This is a genomic window from Streptomyces sp. NPDC045678, from assembly GCF_056432085.1.
In genome coordinates this window covers 40,177-61,130 of record NZ_JBWKJS010000007.1, presented here as the reverse complement: position 1 = coordinate 61,130, position 20,954 = coordinate 40,177, and the positions used below count along the sequence as shown (strand labels likewise).

General features: G+C 72.4%; 17 protein-coding genes and 1 pseudogene. 8 read left to right on the top strand and 10 right to left on the bottom strand.

The features are described from left to right. Positions 1-56 precede the first annotated feature (56 nt). Positions 57-1,694, bottom strand: a complete 1,638-nt coding sequence (locus AC07DO_RS24360; RefSeq protein WP_479062580.1) for an MFS transporter — start codon at positions 1,692-1,694, stop codon at positions 57-59. A 231-nt stretch (positions 1,695-1,925) separates the two neighbouring features. Between AC07DO_RS24360 and AC07DO_RS24355 the strand changes: the two genes are divergently transcribed. After that, positions 1,926-3,074, top strand: a complete 1,149-nt coding sequence (locus AC07DO_RS24355; protein WP_479062578.1) for a glycosyltransferase family 39 protein — start codon at positions 1,926-1,928, stop codon at positions 3,072-3,074. A gap of 248 nt (positions 3,075-3,322) precedes the next feature. Then, a complete protein-coding gene (locus tag AC07DO_RS24350) occupies positions 3,323-4,351 on the top strand; it encodes a phosphatase PAP2 family protein (RefSeq protein WP_479062577.1) in 1,029 nt (342 codons plus the stop codon). A gap of 136 nt (positions 4,352-4,487) precedes the next feature. On the opposite strand, the gene AC07DO_RS24345 is transcribed toward AC07DO_RS24350, so the two are convergent. Continuing rightward, positions 4,488-4,703 (bottom strand): I78 family peptidase inhibitor, encoded by a 216-nt coding sequence (locus AC07DO_RS24345; protein WP_479062575.1) that lies wholly within the window; start codon positions 4,701-4,703, stop codon positions 4,488-4,490. A 442-nt stretch (positions 4,704-5,145) separates the two neighbouring features. Between AC07DO_RS24345 and ctaD the strand changes: the two are divergent. Further along, positions 5,146-6,813, top strand: a pseudogene (gene ctaD, locus AC07DO_RS24340) (aa3-type cytochrome oxidase subunit I); the annotation flags it as partial. Here the strand turns inward: ctaD and AC07DO_RS24335 are convergent. From AC07DO_RS24335 to AC07DO_RS24315, 5 genes are all read right to left on the bottom strand, one after another. Continuing rightward, complete coding sequence (locus AC07DO_RS24335; RefSeq protein ID WP_479062573.1) at positions 6,719-7,822, bottom strand: helix-turn-helix transcriptional regulator; 1,104 nt, start codon at positions 7,820-7,822, stop codon at positions 6,719-6,721. The pseudogene ctaD and the gene AC07DO_RS24335 sit on opposite strands and share 95 nt — an antisense overlap. 27 nt (positions 7,823-7,849) lie before the next feature. Further along, positions 7,850-8,752, bottom strand: a complete 903-nt coding sequence (locus AC07DO_RS24330; protein WP_479062571.1) for a hypothetical protein — start codon at positions 8,750-8,752, stop codon at positions 7,850-7,852. Further along, entirely contained in the window at positions 8,749-10,011 is a 1,263-nt protein-coding gene (locus tag AC07DO_RS24325) for a glycosyltransferase family 4 protein (RefSeq protein WP_479062570.1), read from the bottom strand. Before AC07DO_RS24325 ends, AC07DO_RS24330 begins: the two co-directional genes overlap by 4 nt. Before the next feature lie 163 nt (positions 10,012-10,174). After that, positions 10,175-11,467: an ABC transporter substrate-binding protein gene (locus AC07DO_RS24320; protein WP_479062569.1), complete on the bottom strand. Its 1,293-nt coding sequence runs from the start codon at positions 11,465-11,467 to the stop codon at positions 10,175-10,177. Beyond that, positions 11,442-12,017, bottom strand: a complete 576-nt coding sequence (locus AC07DO_RS24315; protein WP_479062567.1) for an MTB12 C-terminal domain-containing protein — start codon at positions 12,015-12,017, stop codon at positions 11,442-11,444. Before AC07DO_RS24315 ends, AC07DO_RS24320 begins: the two co-directional genes overlap by 26 nt. A gap of 146 nt (positions 12,018-12,163) precedes the next feature. Between AC07DO_RS24315 and AC07DO_RS24310 the strand changes: the two genes are divergently transcribed. From AC07DO_RS24310 to AC07DO_RS24300, 3 genes are read left to right on the top strand one after another with little or no spacing between them, the layout of a single operon-like run. Continuing rightward, positions 12,164-12,697, top strand: coding sequence for a hypothetical protein (locus tag AC07DO_RS24310; RefSeq protein WP_479063234.1), 534 nt, complete (start codon positions 12,164-12,166; stop codon positions 12,695-12,697). Between the two features lie 4 nt (positions 12,698-12,701). Beyond that, positions 12,702-15,518 carry an ABC transporter permease subunit gene (locus AC07DO_RS24305; protein WP_479062565.1) on the top strand — a complete coding sequence of 939 codons (2,817 nt, stop codon included), beginning with the start codon at positions 12,702-12,704 and terminating at the stop codon, positions 15,516-15,518. Then, the gene (locus tag AC07DO_RS24300) at positions 15,519-16,268 is read left to right on the top strand and encodes an ATP-binding cassette domain-containing protein (protein WP_479062563.1); all 750 of its coding nucleotides are present in this window, start codon (positions 15,519-15,521) and stop codon (positions 16,266-16,268) included. Here AC07DO_RS24300 and AC07DO_RS24295 read toward each other — a convergent pair. Beyond that, positions 16,234-16,818: a LysM peptidoglycan-binding domain-containing protein gene (locus tag AC07DO_RS24295; RefSeq protein WP_479062562.1), complete on the bottom strand. Its 585-nt coding sequence runs from the start codon at positions 16,816-16,818 to the stop codon at positions 16,234-16,236. The two genes, AC07DO_RS24300 and AC07DO_RS24295, sit on opposite strands and share 35 nt — an antisense overlap. 84 nt (positions 16,819-16,902) lie before the next feature. Further along, positions 16,903-17,544, bottom strand: coding sequence for a LysM peptidoglycan-binding domain-containing protein (locus tag AC07DO_RS24290; RefSeq protein ID WP_479062561.1), 642 nt, complete (start codon positions 17,542-17,544; stop codon positions 16,903-16,905). Between the two features lie 525 nt (positions 17,545-18,069). Between AC07DO_RS24290 and AC07DO_RS24285 the strand changes: the two genes are divergently transcribed. Together AC07DO_RS24285 and AC07DO_RS24280 are read left to right on the top strand one after the other, a co-directional pair. After that, the gene (locus AC07DO_RS24285) at positions 18,070-18,852 is read left to right on the top strand and encodes a hypothetical protein (protein WP_479062560.1); all 783 of its coding nucleotides are present in this window, start codon (positions 18,070-18,072) and stop codon (positions 18,850-18,852) included. A gap of 174 nt (positions 18,853-19,026) precedes the next feature. After that, complete coding sequence (locus AC07DO_RS24280; RefSeq protein WP_479062558.1) at positions 19,027-19,323, top strand: hypothetical protein; 297 nt, start codon at positions 19,027-19,029, stop codon at positions 19,321-19,323. Positions 19,324-19,408: 85 nt separating this feature from the next. Here AC07DO_RS24280 and der read toward each other — a convergent pair whose 3' ends face one another. Further along, positions 19,409-20,887, bottom strand: a complete 1,479-nt coding sequence (gene der, locus AC07DO_RS24275) for a ribosome biogenesis GTPase Der (protein ID WP_479062557.1) — start codon at positions 20,885-20,887, stop codon at positions 19,409-19,411. Positions 20,888-20,954 lie beyond the last annotated feature (67 nt).

Genomic DNA, 20,954 nt, shown 5'->3' with positions numbered 1-20,954 from the left:
TGCGCAAACAACCACCGCCAACCCGCACCCGAAGAACCCGGCGGAGCCCGAGAAGGTCAGACGTCCACGGACGACCCCGCCCCGACCCGCGCCGGGTCACGGGGCGCCGGCACCCCCTGCTCGGCCCGCCCCGCAGGCGCAGGCACACCACACTCCATGCCCCGCGGCAACCTCAGCGCAGCCACCGCACCGAGCAACAGCAACCCCGCACTGACCAGCAAGGTCACATGCAGCCCGTGCACGAAGGAGTCCCGAGCCGCGCTCCGGAGCGCGGCCCCCGCCCCGCCCCCGACCCGCGCGGCGACTTCGTACGCCTCCCCGAGCGAATGCCCCGCCGCCGCGCTGTCCGCGGCCGACACCCCGTGCACCGACGACAGCCCCGGCGCGTACGCCGCGTTCATGACGCTGCCGAGCAGCGCGATGCCGATGCCCGCGCCGAGCTGGTAGGACGTCTCGCCGATCGCGGCCGCGCCGCCCGCCTGCGCCTGCGGCGCCTCGCTCAGCATCGACTCGTACGCGCCGAAGAGCGTCGTCTCCAGGCCGAAACCGAGCAGCACGAACCCGACAAGCAGCAGCGCATCGTTCGCGTGTCCGCCCATGCCCGTGAGCAGCAGCACGGCGAACGCGGTCAGACAGAAGCCGGCGCAGACCATCGCGCGCGGCCCGAGACCGCTGAGCATCTTCGAGCCCGCGAGGCCCGCGGCCATCGCGGCGATCGTCAGAGGGAGCAGTCGCAGCCCCGTCTCCAGCGGGGAGAGTCCCAGCACCAGCTGGAGGTACTGCGCGGCGATCAGTTCGAGGCCCACGAGGGCGAGCATGGCGAGGACGATGCAGCCGACCGACGTGCTGAACGCGGGCCGCATGAACATCGACAGGTCGACCAGCGGATGCCTGCGCCGCCGCTGCCGGCGGACGAACCCGATGAGCAGGGCGCCGCCGAGGAAGAGGGAGAGGAGGGTCGTGAGGCCGAGCGGGTCCTCGCCGCCACCGAGCCGCTTCACCCCGAGGACGAGGCCGAAGAGCCCGGTCGCGGCCATCAGCGCGCCGACCACGTCCCACGGCCCGTCCCTGTCGCCGGTCGACTCGGGCAGCAGCCAGCGGCCGATGGGCAGGCTGACCAGCATCAACGGGATGTTTATGAGGAAGACCGAGCCCCACCAGAAGTGCTCGAGGAGGAACCCGCCGAGCAGCGGCCCGACGGCCGCGCCCACCGCGGCGACCGCACTCCATATGCCGATGGCGACGGCCCGCTCGCGCCGGTCGGGGAAGACCTGGCGCAGGATCGAAAGCGTCGCGGGCATGATCATCGCGCCGCCGACGCCGAGCAGCGCGCGGGCCGCGATGAGGACCTGCGCGTTGTCCGCGAGGGCCGCGACCGCGGAGGCGACGCCGAAGAGCGCGTATCCGAGGAGGAGGACGCGTCTGCGGCCGACGCGGTCGCCGAGCGTGCCGAAGAGGATGAGGAGCGAGGCGCAGACGAGTGGATAGATGTCGACGATCCACAGCAGTTCGATGGCGCCGGGCTTCAGGTCCTCGGTGACCGCGGGCACGGCGACGTGCAGCACGGTGGCGTCGACGGCGACGAGCAGCAGGCTCACGCAGAGGACGACGAGCACGACCCAGCGATTGGCCCCGGCACCGGCCCCGGATCCCCGACGGCCCTGCGGTGCTGCGGCCGTGGTCGTCCCGGACATGTGCGTACCTCCCAGTGGTCCCTCGCATCGGCGGCCTGCGGGGTGGTGAAGTCCCGGCTCCGGCGGCGCAGACAGGGCGAGTGAGCCGTCAGAGTACGCGAGTCCGCGCCCGGGGCGCGTGGCGGACCTCTCACGGTTGTACGGATGTGATGTGGCGTGCACCACGCCCCCTGTCCTTCGGCCACGCCCCGTGGCCGCGTCCGGTTCCCGGGACGCCCGATAATCGAGCGCGTGACAGATCTTGATCAACGCCTTCCGCCGGCCCCGGCGGGCTCCGTGCTGCGCCGCGCGGCGCCCGCGCTCCTCGTGTACGCGGGGGTGCGCGCGCTGGGCGTCGCCGTCCTCGCGGTCTGGGGCGCGGCGGCGGGCAAGAGCCCGCACACGCTGCTGTCCGCCCGCTGGGACTCCCTCTGGTACACCCGCGTCGCCGAGCACGGATACGGCTGGGAAGTGACGCTCCCGGACGGCAGCGTCCACTCGAACCTCGCGTTCTTCCCGCTGCTGCCCTGGCTGGAGCGGCTCGTGTCGGCGGTGAGCCCGTTGTCGTACGCCGACGCGGGGCTCGTGGTGAGCGGGGTCGCGTCGCTCTTCGCGGCCGCCGGGATCTTCGCGGTCGCCGAGCGCGTGTACGGGCGGCGGGCCGGGATCTGCGCGGCCGCGCTGTGGGCGGTGCTGCCGGTCGGCATCGTGCAGTCGATGGCGTACAGCGAGTCACTGTTCACGGCGCTCGCGGCCTGGTCGTTGTACGCGGTGCTCAGGGAGCGCTGGGTGACGGCTGGCGCGCTCGCCTCGCTGGCGGGGCTCACGCGGCCGGTGGGCGCGGCGGTGGTCGCCGCGATCTGGGCGGCGGCCGCCGTCCGGATGTGCCGGGAGCGGCGGGCGGAGCGGCGCATGCTGCTCGGCGTGGTCCTGGCCCCGCTGGGCGCCGCGGCCTACGTCCTGTGGGTGGGGCACCGCACCGGGGGCGGGCTCTTCGGCTATCTCGACGTCCAGGCCGGCTGGGGCAACGGCTTCGACTTCGGCTACGCCTTCGTGCGCTTCGTCGGGGAGAAGTTCACCTCGGTGCCGGGCGCCCTCGCGGGCCTCGGCCTGATCGTCGGCGTCGGTCTGGTCGTGTGGCTGTACGTTCTGGGCGTGCGCCGTGGGCAGCCGCTGCCGCTGCTCGTCTACTGCGGGGTCGTCGTCGTGCTCGCCCTCTGCGCGGCCGGCTACTTCGGCTCGAAGCCGCGGCTCCTGATGCCCGCCTTCCCGCTCCTGCTGCCGGTCGCGGTGGCGCTCGCCCGGCTGCGGACGTCCAGGTCTGCGCTGGTCCTCGGGGGTGTGGCGGTGGCGAGCGCGGTCTATGGGGCGTTCTGGCTGCACGGCTCGGGCCCGCCCTGATCGCGTCATGATCATTTCCGTGCCCTCCGGTGAGCGAAGGGCAAATTCCGCGCCAGGACCCGGTGAACGAATTCATAAGGGGCATAAAACCGCGCCGGAAATGATCAGCCAATTGACTAAGGCGGTCGGTGCGGAATAAACAAACCACGGGAATAAACCCCGTGTTGAGATCAATCCCACATCACATCGTCATCACAAAGCCACTGATTCGGCCTAGTGCCGCACTCACTCGCTGTAACGTCGATTGGGTGCGTACCGAACGAAACCTCACCCGTCTTGACCGGGTCTTCGCCCGGCTGGACCGTGAGCCGGAACGACCGGCCCACCTCGATGTGCCGAGGATGAGCCGGCACAGGGTCGTGCTCTTCAGCGCGACCCTGGCCTTCTACCTGGCCATCGTCGTCGCCGTGCTGACCACCTCGTGGCTGGTGCGGTTCGACTGGCAGGTCATGTTCTTCCGGCCCTACCAGCAGTGGCCGGAGATCCACGCCTTCCTCGACTACTGGGTCGTGCTCGGCCAGCGCGGCCCGACGGCCGTGATGGTCGCGGCCTGGCTCGGCTGGCGCTCCTGGCGGCAGCACACGCTGCGCCCGCTCCTCATGTTCGGCGCCGCCCTCCTCCTGCTCAACGTCACCGTGGGCGCCGCCAAGATCGGCATGGGCCGCCTCGGCCCGCACTACGCCACCGCGATCGGCTCGAACGAGATGTGGCTCGGCGGCGATATATTCCCTTCGGGCCACACCGCCAACGCCGTCGTGACCTGGGGAATCCTGGCCTACCTCGCCTCGACCCCGCGTACCCGCCGCTATCTGTCGGCCCTCTCCGCGGTGGTCTCGCTGAGCGTCGGCCTCACCACCGTCTACCTCGGTACGCACTGGCTGAGCGACGTCTTCCTCGGCTGGGCCGCGGGTCTGCTCATCCTGCTCGCGCTGCCCTGGTTCGAGACGCTGATCGCCCGCGTCGAGGCCATGATCTTCAGCGTCCGCGAGGCCTGGCGGGCCCGCCGCACCGGCATCATCACGGTGCCGGAGCCCGGCCCTGCGCCGGTCGGCGCCACCGCCATGGTCCCGCAGCGCACGTTCGCGGAGGGCGACGCACCCGTGCGCGAGCCGGTCGCCGCCGCCCGCGGCGCACGCCCCGCGGCCTACCTGGCGCCCGGACCGCACACGGCCCGCTCGGAGCGGACCCCGGTCACCCCTGCGGGCAGCCGCCGCCCGCCGCACTCCGACCGCGTGCCGCGCGGCACCACGTCGGCCCGCCCGGTGGCGGGCGGCTGACCCGAGAACGGCGGGGGCCGGTACGCACAGCCCATCCCCCGCACCGCGAAGGCCCCGGTTCCCCATCGGAACCGGGGCCTTCCGTCATGCGCTCGCCGGGCGTCCCGCGGGGTGAGGGCGGGCCCCTGAGGGCGGCTCAGCCCTTCCAGCAGCGCGCCACGACGCCGTCCTCGACCTCGAAGTTGAGCCGCCCCGCGAGGTACTCCATCGTGATGATCGCGCCCGGCCGCAGCGACCTGACGGTGGACCAGCCGCGCTCGCGCGCCTGCCGCTCGGCGCCGTCGGCCGGCAGGCCGACATAACCGTCCGGGCTGTCCTGGGGCTCTGTGGGAGGGGTCGGGATAGGTGCCATGCCCGCCACGGTAGGCGAGCGCGGCCCCGCCGGGGAAGGCCGGGAGGCATGCACCTTGTGTCACCGATACCTCTCCGGTCACGCTTTCGTCACAGGATCACGACGCGCGTTTTGGTCGAACTCCGTCACACGTACGGGCGGTTCCGTACTTGTACCGACGTAATTCACGAGTGTCCGAACGTCACTCGGAAGGGTTCTCCCATACGCCCGGAAAAGACCGGTCCGAATAAGAACGCGCCCCGTCGTCACGCCCTTTTCCGGACGTCTGCTTTCCCGAATCCCGGCCCTCGCGCGGAAGGTGACGAAGTGTGGAGGAATTCGCCATTCCGGCTCGCCCCCTGTCGGTCGCGCGGCGACGCGAGCATCATGGGTGGGCTTCGAACAGCTTCGGGCGGGCAGCGTCGGGCGAGCCCGGGACGCGAGGGCGAAGGGGCGGGCGGCGATGGGGACCGAGACGGCGCGGGCGGCCGAACGACCGGTGCGGGACCGGCCTCGCGGCCGGATCGTCGTGGACTGGCTGACCACCACGGACCACAAGAAGATCGGCCACCTCTACCTGATCACGTCGTTCGTCTTCTTCCTGATCGCCGGGGTGCTCGCCCTGCTCATGCGGGCCGAACTGGCCCGCCCCGGGCTCCAGCTGATGAGCAACGAGGAGTTCAACCAGGCCTTCACCCTGCACGGCACGATCATGCTGCTGCTCTTCGCGACGCCGACGTTCGCGGGGTTCGCCAACGAGATCATGCCGCTGCAGATCGGCTCGCCCGACGTCGCCTTCCCGCGGCTGAACATGCTCTCGTACTGGCTGTTCCTCTTCGGCGGCCTGATGGTCCTCGGCTCGCTCCTCGTGCCGACCGGACCCGCCGCGTTCGGCTGGTTCGCGTACGCCCCGCTCAACAGCATGGAACGGTCACCGGGCATCGGCGCCGACCTGTGGATCATGGGGCTCGCGCTCTCCGGCTTCGGCACGATCCTCGGCTCGGTGAACTTCCTGACCACCATCATCGGCATGCGGGCGCCCGGCATGACGATGTTCCGGATGCCCATCTTCACCTGGAACGTGCTCTTCACGTCGATCCTGGTGCTGATCGCGTTCCCCGTGCTCGCCGCCGCGCTGCTCGTCCTGGAGGCGGACCGACGCCTCAACTCGCTCGTCTTCGCCCCGGAGAACGGCGGTGCGCTGCTGTGGCAGCACCTCTTCTGGTTCTTCGGGCATCCCGAGGTCTACATCATCGCGCTGCCGTTCTTCGGCATCATCACGGAGATCATCCCTGTCTTCAGCCGGAAGCCGATCTTCGGCTACCTGCCGCTGGTCGGCGCGACGACGGCCATCACCGGTCTCTCCGTGGTCGTGTGGGCGCACCACATGTTCGCCACCGGCGGGGTCCTGCTGCCGTTCTTCTCCTTCATGTCCTTCCTCATCGCCGTCCCGACGGGCGTGAAGTTCTTCAACTGGACGGGCACGATGCTCAAGGGCTCGCTGTCCTTCGAGACACCCATGCTGTGGGCGGTCGGGTTCCTGGTGAGCTTCCTCTTCGGCGGCCTCACCGGCGTCCTGCTCGCCTCGCCGCCCATCGACTTCCACGTCACCGACACGTACTTCGTCGTCGCGCACTTCCACTACGTCGTGTTCGGCACCGTCGTCTTCGCGACCTTCGGCGGCTTCTACTTCTGGTGGCCGAAGCTGACGGGCAAGATGCTCGACGAAAGGCTCGGGAAGATCCACTTCTGGACGCTCTTCGTGGGCTTCCACACGACGTTCCTCGTCCAGCACTGGCTGGGCGCCGAGGGCATGCCGCGGCGGTACGCGGACTACCTGGCGGCGGACGGCTTCACGGTGCTCAACACGGTCTCGTCCATCGGGGCGTTCCTGCTCGGCATGTCGACGCTGCCGTTCCTCTACAACGTCTGGAAGACCGCCAAGTACGGCGAGAAGGTCGAGGTCGACGACCCCTGGGGCTTCGGCCGCTCCCTGGAGTGGGCGACCTCCTGCCCGCCGCCGCGGCACAACTTCGTCACGCTGCCCCGGGTCCGCTCCGAGTCCCCGGCGTTCGATCTGCACCATCCCGAGTACGCGGCGTACGAGGCGCAGGACGCGGGCCGGGACCCGGAACGGCGGCCCGACGATCTGCAGACGGACCACCCCGGCCCGGGGCACCCCGGTCCAGAGCCCGGCTGAGCAGATCCCTGGACGCCTCGATGCGCTCGGAGAGCTCCGCGGGCTCGACGACCTCGAACTCCATGCCCAGGAACAGTACGTGGAAGACCATCACGTCCAGGCTCGTCGCGCCCGTGCGCAGCAGACAGGTCCGCGCGGTCTCGGCCTCCAGGGTGCCGTCGGCGGGCGAGAGCCGCTGGGCCGCCTCGTCGAGGGGGACGAGGAGGCGGACGACGGCGTGCGTGGCGTACGCGCGCGTGGAGAGGCCCTGCGCGACATAGGCGGCGAGATCCTCGGCCGGCGGGGTGCGGGGCGCGAAGCGGGGGCCGTGCGGCGGCCGCGGGTCGATGCGGTCCGCGCGGAACGTACGCCAGTCCTCGCGGTCGAGGTCCCACGCCACGAGGTACCAGCGGCGCTCGGTGCAGACCAGACGGTGCGGCTCCACCGTCCTGCGGGTGGAAGTGCCGCCGTGGTCGCGGTAGTCGAAGCGCAGCCGCTCCGAGTCCCGGCAGAGGTCGGCGAGTTCGGTGAGGACCGCCGGGTCGACGCCCTGCCGCTGCGGGGCGCGCAACAGCGGCACGGTGAAGGCGTTCAGGGCGCCCACGCGGCGGCGCAGCCGGTTCGGCAGCACCTGTTCGAGCTTGGAGAGCGCACGCACCGAGCTCTCGCCGATGCCCTCGACGCCCTGTCCCGCGGCGGTGCGCAGCCCGACGGCGACCGCGACCGCCTCGTCGTCGTCCAGGAGCAGCGGCGGCAGCTCGGCCCCGGCGCCGAGCTGATAGCCGCCCCCGGTGCCCGGGCTCGCGTTCACGGGGTAGCCGAGCTCGCGCAGCCGGTCCACGTCGCGCCGGACCGTGCGCGGGGTGACGCCGAGCCGTTCGGCGAGGTCCGCGCCGGACCAGTCGCGGTGGGCCTGCAGCAGGGAGAGCAGGCGGAGCAGTCGTGCCGAGGTCTCCAACATGGACGCGATTGTGCCGGTGCGCCCGCGCTACTTGCCGGTCCCCTTCCCCGCGTCGGTCTCGCGCACGCGCACGGACAGGTCGTTGTCGAGCGTGTAGTACGGGCCAGCCTCCAGCCTGCCGTGCTCCGCCGTCGCACACGGCACGACCGGGTACGTGAAGATCGCCTTCTTGTCCGGGACGTCGTCGAGGAGCCGGGCGAGGCGCACCCGCGGGCCGCTCTCACCGGCCGGGCACAGCCACAGGTCCCAGGGTCCCGCCCCGCGGCCGGCGAGCGGGCCGTACGGCAGCGCGAAGGAGAACTCCGGTCCTTCGGCGGTGATCTCGGCCCGCTGGACGGCGTCCGGCTCGTCGCGCCGGACGGCCTCGACGTATCCGGCGTCGGTGAGCGCGGTGCCGTACACCCGGCCCCGTACGGTCATGGCGGCGCCGGAGATCTCTATCTCGCCGGCCTCGGCGTGCGGGGCGCGCAGCCAACTGCGCACCGAGAGGTTGCCCTGCTTCGTCGCGTAGGGGATGCGCACCGCGACATGGCCGCGGCTGCCGCTGGGCGCGCGGTCGACCAGTGAGCGCAGGTCGTTCACGCCCGGCATGAGGCGGCGCGGCTCACCGCCCGCGACCTGCGCGTACGCGTTCCAGCGGCCCTCGGCGAGCTCGACGCTGCTGGGCAGCGCGGCCCGCAGCCTGCCGTCGCCCGACGGGGTCAGGGGCAGCCGTACCGTGCTCTCGGCGGACTCGGCGAAGTCGGCGGACTCGGCGTCGCGGAGGCGCAGCACGAGGTGCGCGACGGCCTCCGTGCCCGGCTCGCCGGGGTCGGTGACGTCGAACGTGAGCCCCCCGGCGGAGTCCGCGATGCAGTCGGCACGCGGCGCCACCGACGCCTCCTGGTCGTCCCCGGCGTGCGCCGCCTGCGAGGTGGCCAAGGCCGTCATGCGGTCGATCCCTTCGTCTGTGCCCGGCCGAGGTCCCGCACGGCGTACGCGCCCCCGAGCAGCGCGCCGCGTGTGCGGTGCAGAGAGCCGCGCATCCGGCCCCCCACCGAGCTCCCCCGGGCGAGCATCCCGGTGAACATGGTGTCGTAGCGCTCGGCGATGCGTTCCGGGTCGAAGCGCTCGGAGTCCTGGAGCGCCGCGCCCGCCATCTGCTGCCGGAGCGAGTCGTTGTTGATCAGTTCGAGCAGTCCGCCGGCGATGGCGTCGGCGTTGCCGACCTCGACGAGCCGGCCGTCGACGCCGTTGGAGATGATCTCGCCGGGGCCGTGCGGGCAGTCGGTGGCGACGACGGGCAGTCCGCAGCGCATCGCCTCGACGATCGTCATGCCGAAGGACTCCAGGCTGGAGGTGACGGCGGCGATGGAGCCCTTGGCCCACTCGGGCTCGATCGGGTGGGCGGGGCCCATCAGGAAGACGTGGTTGTACAGGCCGAGCTCGTCGATGAGGGCACGCAGCTTGTCCTTCTGCTTGCCGCCTCCGTAGATCCGCAGCCGCCAGTCGGGGCGCTCGCGCCGCACCTTGTCGAAGGCCCTGATCAGCAGGTCGTACCGCTTCACCGGGGCGAGGCGGCCTGCCGCGACGACCCACTTGTGGGAGCCGTCGGCGGGCTCGATGCCGGGCGCGGGGACGGGGTTCGGCACGGCTTGGACGTGTACGCCGGGCAGCCGCATCTTGCGGGTGTACGCGCGGGCGTCGGCCTCGGTCGTCGTGGTCAGGACGTCGAGGCGGGGGTAGACGCTGCGGAGCTGGCGGCGCAGTTCCTTGCTGTGGCTGTCGAGCGTGAGGTGCTCCTGGCCGACGCGCAGCGGCCCGCGCGCGGTCTGACGGGCGAGGTGCACGTTGAGGCCGGGCCGGGTGCCGATGACGACGTCCGCGTCGACGCCCGCGAGGTGGGCGGCGATGCGCCGGTCGGTGAGGGCGCTGTACTGCTTGTACCGGCCCTCGGCGCTGGGGAACGTCCGGGCGGGGCGCAGGTGCTCGGGGTCGTCTCCCTCGTAGCCGGCCGTGTTCTTGCGCAGGTCGACGAGGTGGCGCAGTCGGACGCGCTGGTCAGGCGCGAAGACAGGCTCGTCACGGTGCCGGAAGACGGATACGACCTCGACGTCATGCTGTTGGGCCAGCGTGTTCGCCAGGTTGTACGTCGTCCGGATCGTCCCTCCGATTCCGTACGCGTTGTGTATGAGGAAAGAGATGTGCATGCGTCCCCGTATTCCGCGCTTCCATGCGGACAGTCCCCCTCGTCCGCCTACCGGAGGGTTAGACGGGGATTCCTGGCCAAGGGTTGGGTTTCCTCACCATCTTGTTCCCGAACAGATGCCTGATCGGTAGCCGTGGATGGGAACCTTTTTGCGGTCTCGTCCATCAAGGCTGGTAGGCGAGCTGGGGTACGTCGAAACAATTCTGGCTCATGTCGCCCTGTGTGACCCATCCCTCACCGTCCCGCCAGCGCGCCACGGACAGACACGTCCTGCGGGTCTTCGGCGGCTCCGTCCGGTGCTCGAAGGTCACGGGAAGCAGCAGCCCCCGCGCCGAGTACGGCTTGTTCCGGCTCATGAAGCGGTCCACGCACGCGCGCGTGACGTCGCCGCCACCGCCGCTCGGGCAGGACTTCGCGGCGTCGGTGAACCACATGGCGGCGGCCCAGCCCTCCAGGTGCCACTGGGAGAGCGCCTTGCCGCGCAGGGCCGCGCGGAACTCGCGTACGGCAGGGTGGCTCGTGTCCTCGTAGCTCCTGCTCGATCCGGTGGCCCACAGGGCGTTGCGGCAGCGGGGCGCGTCCTTGTAGTCGTCGCCGACGGACGAGGTCCAGTTCTGCACGTTGGTGACCTTGGCGGTGACCTTCGCGCCGACGTCGTCCATCGCCTCGCACAGCCGGGCGTTGCCGTGCGTGTCCATCGCGTCGAAGACCAGGTCGGCGCCCTGTTCCTTGAGATCGGCGGCGGCGGCGCGGAAGTTGGGCAGCGCGAAGTCGACCTGTTCGGTGACCACCTTGTAGCCCTCGGCCTTCAGGCCCCGGGTGACGAGCCGGGCGTACGCGGCGGAGGCGGCCTGGTTGTAGGAGACGACGGCCGCGGTCCGCGCGCCCTGCTCCCGTTTGAAGTAGCGGTAGACCTCGGTCCCGCCGTACAGCTCGCCGTCCCAGCCCGGCTCTCCGTCGCGCGGGGCGAGGCTGCCGTAGATCCCGTAGAGATGCGGGTACGTCTCGTACGCCGCCCCGATGGGCTGCCCGCCGATGTCGGGCACGCCGGCCCGCGAGACACGGGCCGCGCCGGCGTAGTCCAGGGACGACGTGGCGACGAGCGCGACGACCTTCCGCTCCTCGACGAGCCGGTGCACGCAGTCGTTGTTGCCGACGCCGCTGCCGCCGTCGTCACAGGTGAGCACCTCGACCTCGCGGCCGCCGATGCCGCCCCGCGCGTTCAGCCGGTCGAAGTACGCCTTGGCCCCGTCGCGCGGCCCGGTGAACGCGGCGCCGCCGACCGGACTGGTCGCGCTGGCGATGACGCCGACCCTGACCGGCGCTCCCCCGGCCGGCGCGGACGCCGTGCCGCGCCGCTCGAAGTCGCTCTCGGGCAGCCGGCTGCCGCAGGCCGCGCCCGCCAGCAGGACCGCGACGACGAGCAGCGTCTCAGCAGCCGGGACCCGGCGACTCATTGCCGCTCAGCTTCACCAGGGCGCAGAGGGTCTTGACGGAGACCTTCCAGGTGTCGTCCTGGTTGACGGCCGTCCCCGACGCGTCGGGCAGCGCGGTGGCGCCCTTCAGCGTCAGCGCGTACGTCACGTCCGCCTCCGTCGCCGAACCGAACCCGACCTCGGTCACGTCCGCCGCGACCTGCTTGCCGCGCTCGTCGCCGCTGAAGCTCTCCAGGACGTCCCGCATCTCGGGACCGTTCTCCAGGACGGTCTCCTTCTCCTTCATCGATGTCTTCGGGTCGAAGAACTTCTCCCAGTTCTCCGTGACCTCTTTCTCCGCGGCCGCCGGGTCGGCGGGTGCGGACGCGGACCCGCCCCTGTCGTCGGACGGCTCGGTGGTCTTCTCCACGGACGGCTCGGGCGGTGTCGGCCCGTCCCCGCCCCCGCTGTCGTCGCCGCAGGCCGCGGCGGCCGGTCCGACGAGCAGGACCGCGGCGGCCGCCAGCGCCGCGCTCCGAACCCTGCCCCGCCCTTGGTGCGTCCCCCGCCTGGGGCTGATCCCGAGAACCATCTGGTCACCACCGGGTATCGGTCCGGACCGTGCGGGCCCGGAGCTTTCAGCGTCGGCTTCCAGAAGGCATAGTGCAAGCCATCGGCTGACATGGACAGCCCACCGACGTTACTGATGTGACCGACGACGTGTCCCAGGGGGCCTCGATGCGGGCGGATCGGACAGCTCGGACGGCCGGTGCGGCCGGCACGGCACGCCTGCGCGCCGTGCACCCCATGCTGTGGGCGGCCTGCGCGTCGCTCGCCGTCGGCGCGGTGCTCTGCGTGCTCGGCTGGTACGGCGTCTCCGGGGAACGGTTCGCCGAGCGGCAGCTGCCCTACCTCGCGTCCTGCACGGTGCCGGGCGCCGCGCTGATCGTGGCGGGCACGCTGCTGCTCACGCACGGCAGGAGCGTCCTGGCGACGGCGCGCGTCGAGGAGCTGTACGGCCTGCTGGTGACGACGGAGCCGCCGCCGCCCCCGGAGCGGACCCGCGCCGCGGCCGACGGCACACCCCTCATGGTTCCCGGCGGCACCCTCTGGCACCGCGCGGACTGCCCGCTGGTCGCGGGGAAGCCGGAGGCGGTCCCCGCGGACGCCACGGTCCTCTCCGCACAGGCCCTCGCGCCCTGCCCGATCTGCGAACCGGGCCGCCCTCCCGAGCCCGAAGACCCGCCCGCCGCCCCCGCACCCGAGCACTGACCCGGTGGCGTCCCTGGGCTACGACCTCACACTGGCCGGGCTCTCGGTCGGCAGCGCGGCCGCCCTCACCGGCATCGGACTGATCGTCACCCACCGCGCGACCGGCGTCCTCAACTTCGCGCACGGCGCGGTCGCGATGGTCTGCGCCTACCTCCTGCGCCAGCTGACCGTCGAATGGCACTGGCCGCTCCCCCTCGCCGCGGCGGTCACCCTGCTCCTGATCGCGCCCGGCATCGGCCTCCTCCTCGACCGCGCGGTCTTCCGCCCCCTGGCGGTGCTCGGCGGGGACCCGGCGCGGACCCTGGTCGCCTCCATCGGCGTCTTCGTCCTGCTCGTCGGCGGCGCGGCCCTCCTCTGGGGCCCCGGCGCCCGCGACGACGCGCCCGAACTCCTCCCCGCGGAGCCCTGGACCCAGCTGGGCGCGGCCGTCGCCCTCGCCGCCGCGGTGGGCGCGGTGACCCGCTGGACCCGCTTCGGCGGCGAGCTGCGCGCGGTCGTGGACAACCGTGACTTGGCCATGCTCTCGGGCATCGACGCGGACCGGGTCGCCGCGGCCGGCTGGGCCTTCGGCTCCTTCACGGCGGGCCTCACGGGTGTCCTGCTCGCCCCCTACGTACGTCTCGACCCGTACGGCATGCCGCTCCTCGTCATGGAGGTGGTGGCGGTCGCCGTGGTCGCCGGCATGCGCAGCCTGCCCGTCGCCGTGGCGGTCGCCCTCGGCCTGGGCGTGGCCCAGAGCCAGTTGACGCGCCTGCACCCGGGCGGCCTCCCGGAGCAACTCCTCCAAACCGCGGGCGCGAACCTCTTCGTGATCGCCCTGCTCGTCGCGGCGCTGCTCCTGCCCGGCATCGGCTCCCAGGACGCCCTGCCCCGCACGGCGACGGCCCGCGTCCCCACGCCGCCGGGGGCCTGGACCGTGGCGGCGGTGCTCTTCCTCATCCCGCTCGGCTTCGCGGGCTCAGATCTGACGACAGCGGTCCAAGTCCCCGCGCTCGCGGTGATCCTGCTCTCGCTGGTGATCGTCACGGGCAGGGGCGGCCAGATCTCGCTCGGCCAGGCGGCGTACGCGGGCCTCGGTGCCCTCTTCACCGCCCTCCTCACGGCGGGCCGCTTCCCCGGCCTCCCCGCACTCCCGCACCTGCCGGCCCTCGCCGTGGCGGTCCTCCTCGTCGCACCCCTCGGCCTGCTCACGGGCCGGCCCGCGATCAGCCGCCGAGGCCTGGCACTCGCCCTCGCCACCTTCGCGGTGGGCGTGGGCGTCAGCCGTTTCGTCTTCACCCAGCCGTACGCGACGTCGGGCCTGACCCTGGACCGCCCCGCGGGCTTCACGGGCGACCGCGCGTACTACGTCCTGGAACTCGCCCTCCTCGCCGGGGCGTTGCTCCTGGTCGTCGCCTTGCGCAGGGGCCGCACAGGGCGGGCGCTCGCGGCGATGCGGGACCACGAGGCGGGCGCCGCGGCGGCGGGGGTGCCGGTCCCGGCCCTGAAACTCGCCGCGTTCGTGACCGGCGCGGCACTCGCGGCGCTCGGCGGCGGCATGCTCGCCATGGGCCAACGGGCGTTCGACGCGGGGGCGTACGACCCCGTACGCGGCCTGCTCTGGTTCGCCGCGGTCCTCGTCCTCGGCTCGGACAGCGTGCTCGGCGCGCTGGCCGCGGCGGCCCTCCTCGTCGGCCTCGACGCAGGCACACGAGGCGGCTTGGCGGCGGCCTTGATAGGCCTCCTGGCGATCCTGATAGGCCGCTTCCCGGGCGGCCCCTACGAAGCCCTGCGCGCAGCAACGCACCATGTCACCCGCACCCCCCGCCTGACCCCGACAGGCACCCGCGCCCAAAGATCCCTACCACCCACCACCCACCACCCCCCGAACCACCACAAGAGCACACGGAGGCCCCGGCCCCCGCAACCCCCGAACCAGCCCACTGCCCCGCAGCCGCCGAACCGGCGGAAGGGGACGTGGGGGTGTCTGCGCGCGCAGCACAGTGGCCCCGATGACCGAGCCGATGCAAAGGGGCCAGGCCGCAGGGATGGCGAGCACGCAGACACCCCCGCGGCCCCGCCCCCCGAACAAGCGACCGGCGCGACCGGCACGGACGACCCACCCAAGCCCCAACACCAATACCGGCACCGGCACCGGCACCACCCCACCCTCACAGCCCACCACCTCACCCTGGCCTACAACGGATTCACCGCCCTGAACGACGTCAGCCTCAGCGTCCCGCCGGGACAGGTGACCGCAGTCGTGGGCCCCAACGGCGCGGGCAAGAGCACGCTGTTCCACTGCCTCGCCGGAACCCTCCGCCCCGCCTCCGGACGCATCACACTCGACGCCCGCGACATCACCGCACTACCCGCACACGCCCGCACCCGCGCCGGCATGGCCCGCACCTTCCAACAGCTGGCCGTCTTCCCGTCCCTGACGATCGAGGAGAACATCCAGGTGGGCGCGGACCGAGGAAACAGGTCGCACACCCCCACCACCGTCACCCAGACCCTCCGCCTCCTGGACCTGACGACCCTCCGCGCCCGCCCCGCCACCGCCCTCTCCACCGGCACCCTCAGACGCACGGAACTGGCCAGAGCCCTGGCCGGCAACCCCCACACCCTCCTCCTGGACGAGCCGGCCGCAGGCCTGGACGCGGCCGAGGTCGCGGCGCTGGCCACCCTGCTGCGGGCCCTCGCCGCCGACGGCATGGCGCTCCTCGTCGTCGAGCACGATCTCGACCTCGTGGCGGGCCTCGCCGACACCGTGCACGTGATGGCGGCGGGCCGCATCGTGACGAGCGGCCCCGCGGGCCAGGTCCTGAAAGAGGCACACTGAATGCACGGCATCGAACCGCACGACACCGAACCGCACGACACCGAACCGCACGGCATCAATCTGCGCGGCATCGAACTGCGCGACGCACGCGTCCACTACGGCCCCCTGGAAGCCCTCCACGGCATCACACTGGCCGCCCCCGCTCCCGCCACCACCGCCCTCACCATCCTCATCGGCCGCAACGGCGCGGGCCGGACCACCGTCCTGCGCGCCCTGGCCGGCACGGTCCCGCTCTCCGCGGGCGCCGTCGTCCGCGACGGACGGGACATCACACGCCAACCGGCCCACGAACGGGCCGCCAAAGGCCTCTGCTTCGTGCCGGACCGAGCCGCCGTGTTCTCCTCCCTCACCGTCGCGGAGAACCTCGCCCTCACCCACCCCTCCGGGGACTCCGCACGCGCGCTGGACGCCTACCCCGAGCTGCGCCCGCTCCTGTCCCGCCGCGCGGGCACCCTCTCGGGAGGCGAGCAGCGCATGCTGGCCCTGTCCAGGGCCCTGCTGGCCGACGCGGCCGTCATCCTCCTGGATGAGCCGACCCAGGGCATGTCACCCGCCGTCGCGGCCCGCACGTACGCCCTCCTGCAGAGCCTCGACGCCTGCGTGGTCCTCGCCGAGCAGCGGCTGCCGCCCGGCCTGCGGGTGGGCGCGGGCCGGACGGCGGTCGTGCACGAACTGCGCCGGGGCGCGGTCGTGTTCAGCGGGGAGCCGGGAGAGCTCAGTCCCGCCCGGCCGCGGCACGCCCCGGAATGACGAGGAGCGTGCCGACGGCGAGCCGTTCGGGACGGCTCCCGACCTTGTCCCGGTTGGTCTTGTACAGGGCCTGCCAGCCTCCCTTCACGTCGTAGCGGCGGGCGACCGAACTGAGCGTCTCGCCCGGCCTCACCGTGTGGACGCGTCGGTCGAACCGCTCGATGCGCACCGCCTTGGAGCAGGCGGGCCACGCTTTCCAGCCCTGGGTGCGCACCACCTTCTCGGCCACCTTGATCTGTTCCTCCCGGGTGGCGAGATCGGCGCGCGGCGCGTACTTGAGCCCGCCGTGCTCCTCCCAGGTGGGCTGCCAGAACTGCAGCCCTCCGTAGAAGCCGTTGCCCGTGTTGCTCTGCCATCGTCCGTTGCTCTCGCACTCGGCGAGGCAGTGCCACGGGCCCTTGTCCAGGGAGCAGTCGAACGGCCTCGATGCGCCGCCCGGCTGCTGCGGCGCGGCCGCCGAAGCGGCGCCCGAGGGCAGCGCCACCGCCGCGAAGATCGCGCCGACGACCAGGGACACGGACCTGACACGCAGAATCGACTTCGGGTGCATCGGGTCACGCTAGGCAGCTCCGCGGCGGGCCCGTGGCCTGCCGCGCCGCCGCGGAGCCCGCCCCCACCCGGTCGGACGATCCGATCAGAGGCTCAGCCGCTGCCCCGGCACGATCACGTCCGGATCACCGCCGATGACCTGCCGGTTGGCCGCGTACACCCGCCGCCAGTCCGTCCCGTGCCGGGCCGCGATGACGCTGAGGGTGTCGCCCTGCCGGACGGTGTAGTTGCCGGGAGCGCCGCGCGAGGAGCCCCGGCCGGAGTGGCCCGCGGTCGCGCCGGGCCGCTGCCCGACGGCCTTGGGTGCGGGCTTCGCGGCCCTGGGTGCGGGCTTCGCCGCCTTCGGCACCGGCGCGGCGGCGGACGGCGCGCTGCCGTAGGCCCCGGCCCGGGCGGCACAGGAGGGCCACGCACCCCATCCCTGCGCCCGCTGCACCTTGGCGGCGACGGCGATCTGCTGCGCCTTCGACGCCCTGTCGGCGGTCGGCGCATAGGCCCCGCCGCCGTACGCACGCCACGTACCGGCGGAGAACTGCAGCCCGCCGTAGTAGCCGTTGCCCGTGTTGATCTGCCAGTTTCCGCCGCTCTCGCACCGTGCGATGCGGTCCCACACTCCGCTGTCCGCGGCTCCGGCCGGGCCGGTCGCGGCGAGCAGGCCCAGGGGGGCCAGGAGCGCGGCCCCTCCGATCACTGCCATGGTGCGCGTGCTCTTGGGACGTGCGGACATGGATTTCCCTCTCGCAGGACCCGGGCTCCCCCTGGCCGTACGACCCCTCGCGCATCCGGCGCCCGGGGTCCGGCCGGCCCCGTCCGCCGGTGTCGGTGCTCGAGCTGGCTGGTGCGACCGGCGGACGTACCCGAGCGGTGCTCGCTGCACACGGCGGTGGAATCTATGAGTCCTTCCGCCCCCTATCAACCAAGTCCTTGTCGTTCCAGGCCAGTTGAGCGTTACCCGTGGTATCAGCGACTTCAGGACACCCACTTCATTGGCTGATATCAGGATTTAGTGACCGTCCCGGCCGACGATCTGTGACTCAGCTCACCGGTCCAACCTCCGTGCCTCCAGCATCTGTTGGCGCGGAGTGATGCATTCCGCCGCCCGTTTCACCCTCCGCTGCGGATGGTTCGATTCCGTTCGTCTTCGTGCGTGACTTGCGCCACTGATCCGCCGTTGAGTCCTTATGAGCCGGACACGGTCCGGCCCGCCACACCCTCCCCATGCACCCCAGATGACGATCCCGAGGAGCCAACCGTGCCGCGCATGCTGGACGTCAGCGACGACGTACGCGCCGAGATCGGCGACGAAGAAGCCGACCGGCTGCTCGCCGGAGACAACACCCCGGGCAGCTACGACTGCACGTCCTGCCGCACCCCCGGCGACGCGGAACAGGAGCGCACCAGCACCGTCCTGTTCGTCGGCGACGAGACGGCCGTGCTGGCCTTCGCCCACTCCACCTGCCTGCCCTCCCAGATCGTCACGGTCTCCGAGGAGCAGTTGCAGGGCGCCGTCCGTTCGATCACCGGCGACGACGGCGCCACGGCGGACGACGCGGCCCCGAGCCAGGCCGTGCTCGGTGTGACCAGTGGCCTCGTCCTGATCGAGGGCGAGCTGCGCCCCGCCCTCGTCGTGGAGCCGACCGGGGCCATCGCCCGCCCCGGCAGCGAGCCCGGCGGCGGCGACGAGTTCCTGCAGCTCCTGATCGAGCAGGGCTTCATGCCCGCCGCCTCCCTCGACACCGTGCCGCCCCCGCTGCCCGGCTGGTCGGTGCTGCTCGCCATGGGCCAGCTGCACGCCATCCTGCAGCCCGGCGCCAACGGCGGCTCCCCCGTCGCCTGGTGGCAGGCGCACCACCCGCTCCAGGTCACCGAGGACTGGCGGACCGCGGCCAACAAGACCCAGACCGTGCTGCTCTTCGCGGCCCCCGTCGGCTCCATCGGCCGGCAGCCGCGCGAGGACATGCTGCGGGACGCGCTGGACAAGGCGGCGACCCACGGCCGCCTCGTCGCGAGCTCGCTGCCCCTCGCCGGAACCTGAGCGGCCGCCCGGCCGCGGGGGCCGTCCGGGCCCCGACCGCGCCGGTCACCCTTCTGCCGGACGGGGAATCCGGTGCGGCCCCCGCATCCGGGGGGCGCCCGTTTCGTTGGCACATACGTGCATCCATACGACCCCTCCCGCCCCCGGCCGGCGTACCAGAGCCCCATCCCGTCCATGCGCACCGCGCAGGACGCGACGGGCAGCCACTCGGCCACACCCATCTACGACGCGCTGTACTCGGAGTACCGCAGGGCCTTCAGGGCCCTGCCGGGCGACCGGAGCGGCGAGGAGGACCTGGGGTTCACCGCCTTCGCCCCGGGGCCGTACGGCATGCAGCACCGCGCGGACGGACGGCACGACTCCCGCTACACCTCGTTCCAGATGGCGCGCCACGGCCAGTACGAGTACCACGGCACGAGCCACCACCAGTTCCCCGCGGCGCTGCCGCCCGGCCCGCGCCGCGAGCACTGAGCGCGCCCGCCGGACAGCCGAATGCCCGGCCTCCCCACGAGAGGGGGCCGGGCATCGGTCTGTGTACGACGCGTTCGCGGGCGCCTTACTTCTTGCGGCCGCGCTTCTCGCGCACCCGCACGGAGATGTGGATCGGCGTGCCCTCGAAGCCGAACTCCTCGCGCAGACGGCGCTCCAGGAAGCGGCGGTAGCCCGCCTCGATGAAGCCCGACGCGAAGAAGACGAACCGCGGCGGCTTGGTGCCGGCCTGCGTGCCGAAGAGGATGCGGGGCTGCTTGCCGCCACGGACCGGGTGCGGGTGCGAGGCGACGATCTCGCCGAGGAACGCGTTCAGACGCCCGGTCGGCACGCGCGTCTCCCAGCCCTCGAGGGCCGTCTCGATCGCCGGGACCAGCTTCTCCATGTGGCGCCCGGTGGCCGCCGACACGTTGACGCGCGGCGCCCAGGCCACCTGGCCGAGCTCCGTCTCGATCTCCCGCTCCAGGTAGTAGCGGCGCTCCTCGTCGAGGGTGTCCCACTTGTTGTACGCGACGACGATCGCGCGGCCCGCCTCGACGGCCATCGTCACGATGCGCTGGTCCTGGACCGAGATGGCCTCGGAGGCGTCGATGAGGATCACCGCGACCTCCGCCTTCTCGACGGCGGCGGCGGTGCGCAGCGAGGCGTAGTAGTCCGCGCCCTGCTGGAGGTGGACGCGCTTGCGGATGCCCGCCGTGTCGACGAACTTCCAGGTCACGCCGCCCAGCTCGATGAGCTCGTCGACCGGGTCGCGGGTGGTGCCCGCCAGCTCGTTGACGACCACGCGGTCCTCGTTGGCCACCTTGTTGAGCAGCGAGGACTTGCCGACGTTCGGACGGCCGATGAGCGCGATGCGGCGGGGGCCGCCCATGGCCGCGCCGAAGGTCTGCGCGGGCGCCTCGGGCAGCGCCTCCAGGACGGCGTCCAGCATGTCGCCGGTGCCGCGGCCGTGCAGCGCGGAGATCGGGTGCGGCTCGCCGAGGCCCAGGGACCACAGGGCGGTGGCGTCGGCCTCGCCGGACGGGCCGTCGACCTTGTTGGCGCAGAGCACGACGGGCTTGCCCGACTTGCGGAGCAGGCGCACGACGGCCTCGTCCGTGTCGGTGGCGCCGACCGTGGCGTCGACGACGAAGACCACGGCGTCGGCGGCCTCGATCGCGTATTCCGCCTGGGCGGCGACGGACGCGTCGATGCCGAGCACGTCCTGCTCCCAGCCGCCGGTGTCGACGAGCTTGAAGCGGCGGCCCGACCACTCGGCCTCATAGGTGACGCGGTCGCGGGTGACACCGGGGCGGTCCTCCACGACGGCCTCGCGACGGCCGATGATGCGGTTCACCAGAGTCGACTTGCCGACATTGGGGCGGCCGATCACGGCGAGGACGGGCAGCGGGCCGTGGCCCGCCTCCTCGATGGCGCCCTCGACGTCCTCGACGTCGAAGCCCTCTTCGGCGGCGAGCTCCATGAACTGTGCGTACTCGGCGTCGCCGAGCGCCCCGTGGTCGTGCTCGGCGAAGCCGTCGCCCTCGGGCTGGATCTGGTCGTTCATGAAGTCCGTACCTCGTCGTTCATCGTGGTGATCGGTGCACCGGCCTCGTGTCGGTCCTGCGCACTAC

What these genes read in the sequence shown, in the direction of transcription:
- AC07DO_RS24315 (WP_479062567.1), bottom strand. Translation starts at nt 12,017, where the DNA reads ATGGTTCTCGGGATCAGCCCCAGGCGGGGGACGCACCAAGGGCGGGGC.
- AC07DO_RS24295 (WP_479062562.1), bottom strand. Translation starts at nt 16,818, where the DNA reads ATGCACCCGAAGTCGATTCTGCGTGTCAGGTCCGTGTCCCTGGTCGTC.
- AC07DO_RS24320 (WP_479062569.1), bottom strand. Translation starts at nt 11,467, where the DNA reads ATGAGTCGCCGGGTCCCGGCTGCTGAGACGCTGCTCGTCGTCGCGGTC.
- AC07DO_RS24280 (WP_479062558.1), top strand. Translation starts at nt 19,027, where the DNA reads ATGCGCACCGCGCAGGACGCGACGGGCAGCCACTCGGCCACACCCATC.
- AC07DO_RS24290 (WP_479062561.1), bottom strand. Translation starts at nt 17,544, where the DNA reads ATGTCCGCACGTCCCAAGAGCACGCGCACCATGGCAGTGATCGGAGGG.
- AC07DO_RS24335 (WP_479062573.1), bottom strand. Translation starts at nt 7,822, where the DNA reads ATGTTGGAGACCTCGGCACGACTGCTCCGCCTGCTCTCCCTGCTGCAG.
- der (WP_479062557.1), bottom strand. Translation starts at nt 20,887, where the DNA reads ATGAACGACCAGATCCAGCCCGAGGGCGACGGCTTCGCCGAGCACGAC.
- AC07DO_RS24360 (WP_479062580.1), bottom strand. Translation starts at nt 1,694, where the DNA reads ATGTCCGGGACGACCACGGCCGCAGCACCGCAGGGCCGTCGGGGATCC.
- AC07DO_RS24330 (WP_479062571.1), bottom strand. Translation starts at nt 8,752, where the DNA reads ATGACGGCCTTGGCCACCTCGCAGGCGGCGCACGCCGGGGACGACCAG.
- AC07DO_RS24325 (WP_479062570.1), bottom strand. Translation starts at nt 10,011, where the DNA reads ATGCACATCTCTTTCCTCATACACAACGCGTACGGAATCGGAGGGACG.
- AC07DO_RS24345 (WP_479062575.1), bottom strand. Translation starts at nt 4,703, where the DNA reads ATGGCACCTATCCCGACCCCTCCCACAGAGCCCCAGGACAGCCCGGAC.
- AC07DO_RS24300 (WP_479062563.1), top strand. Translation starts at nt 15,519, where the DNA reads ATGCACGGCATCGAACCGCACGACACCGAACCGCACGACACCGAACCG.
- AC07DO_RS24310 (WP_479063234.1), top strand. Translation starts at nt 12,164, where the DNA reads ATGCGGGCGGATCGGACAGCTCGGACGGCCGGTGCGGCCGGCACGGCA.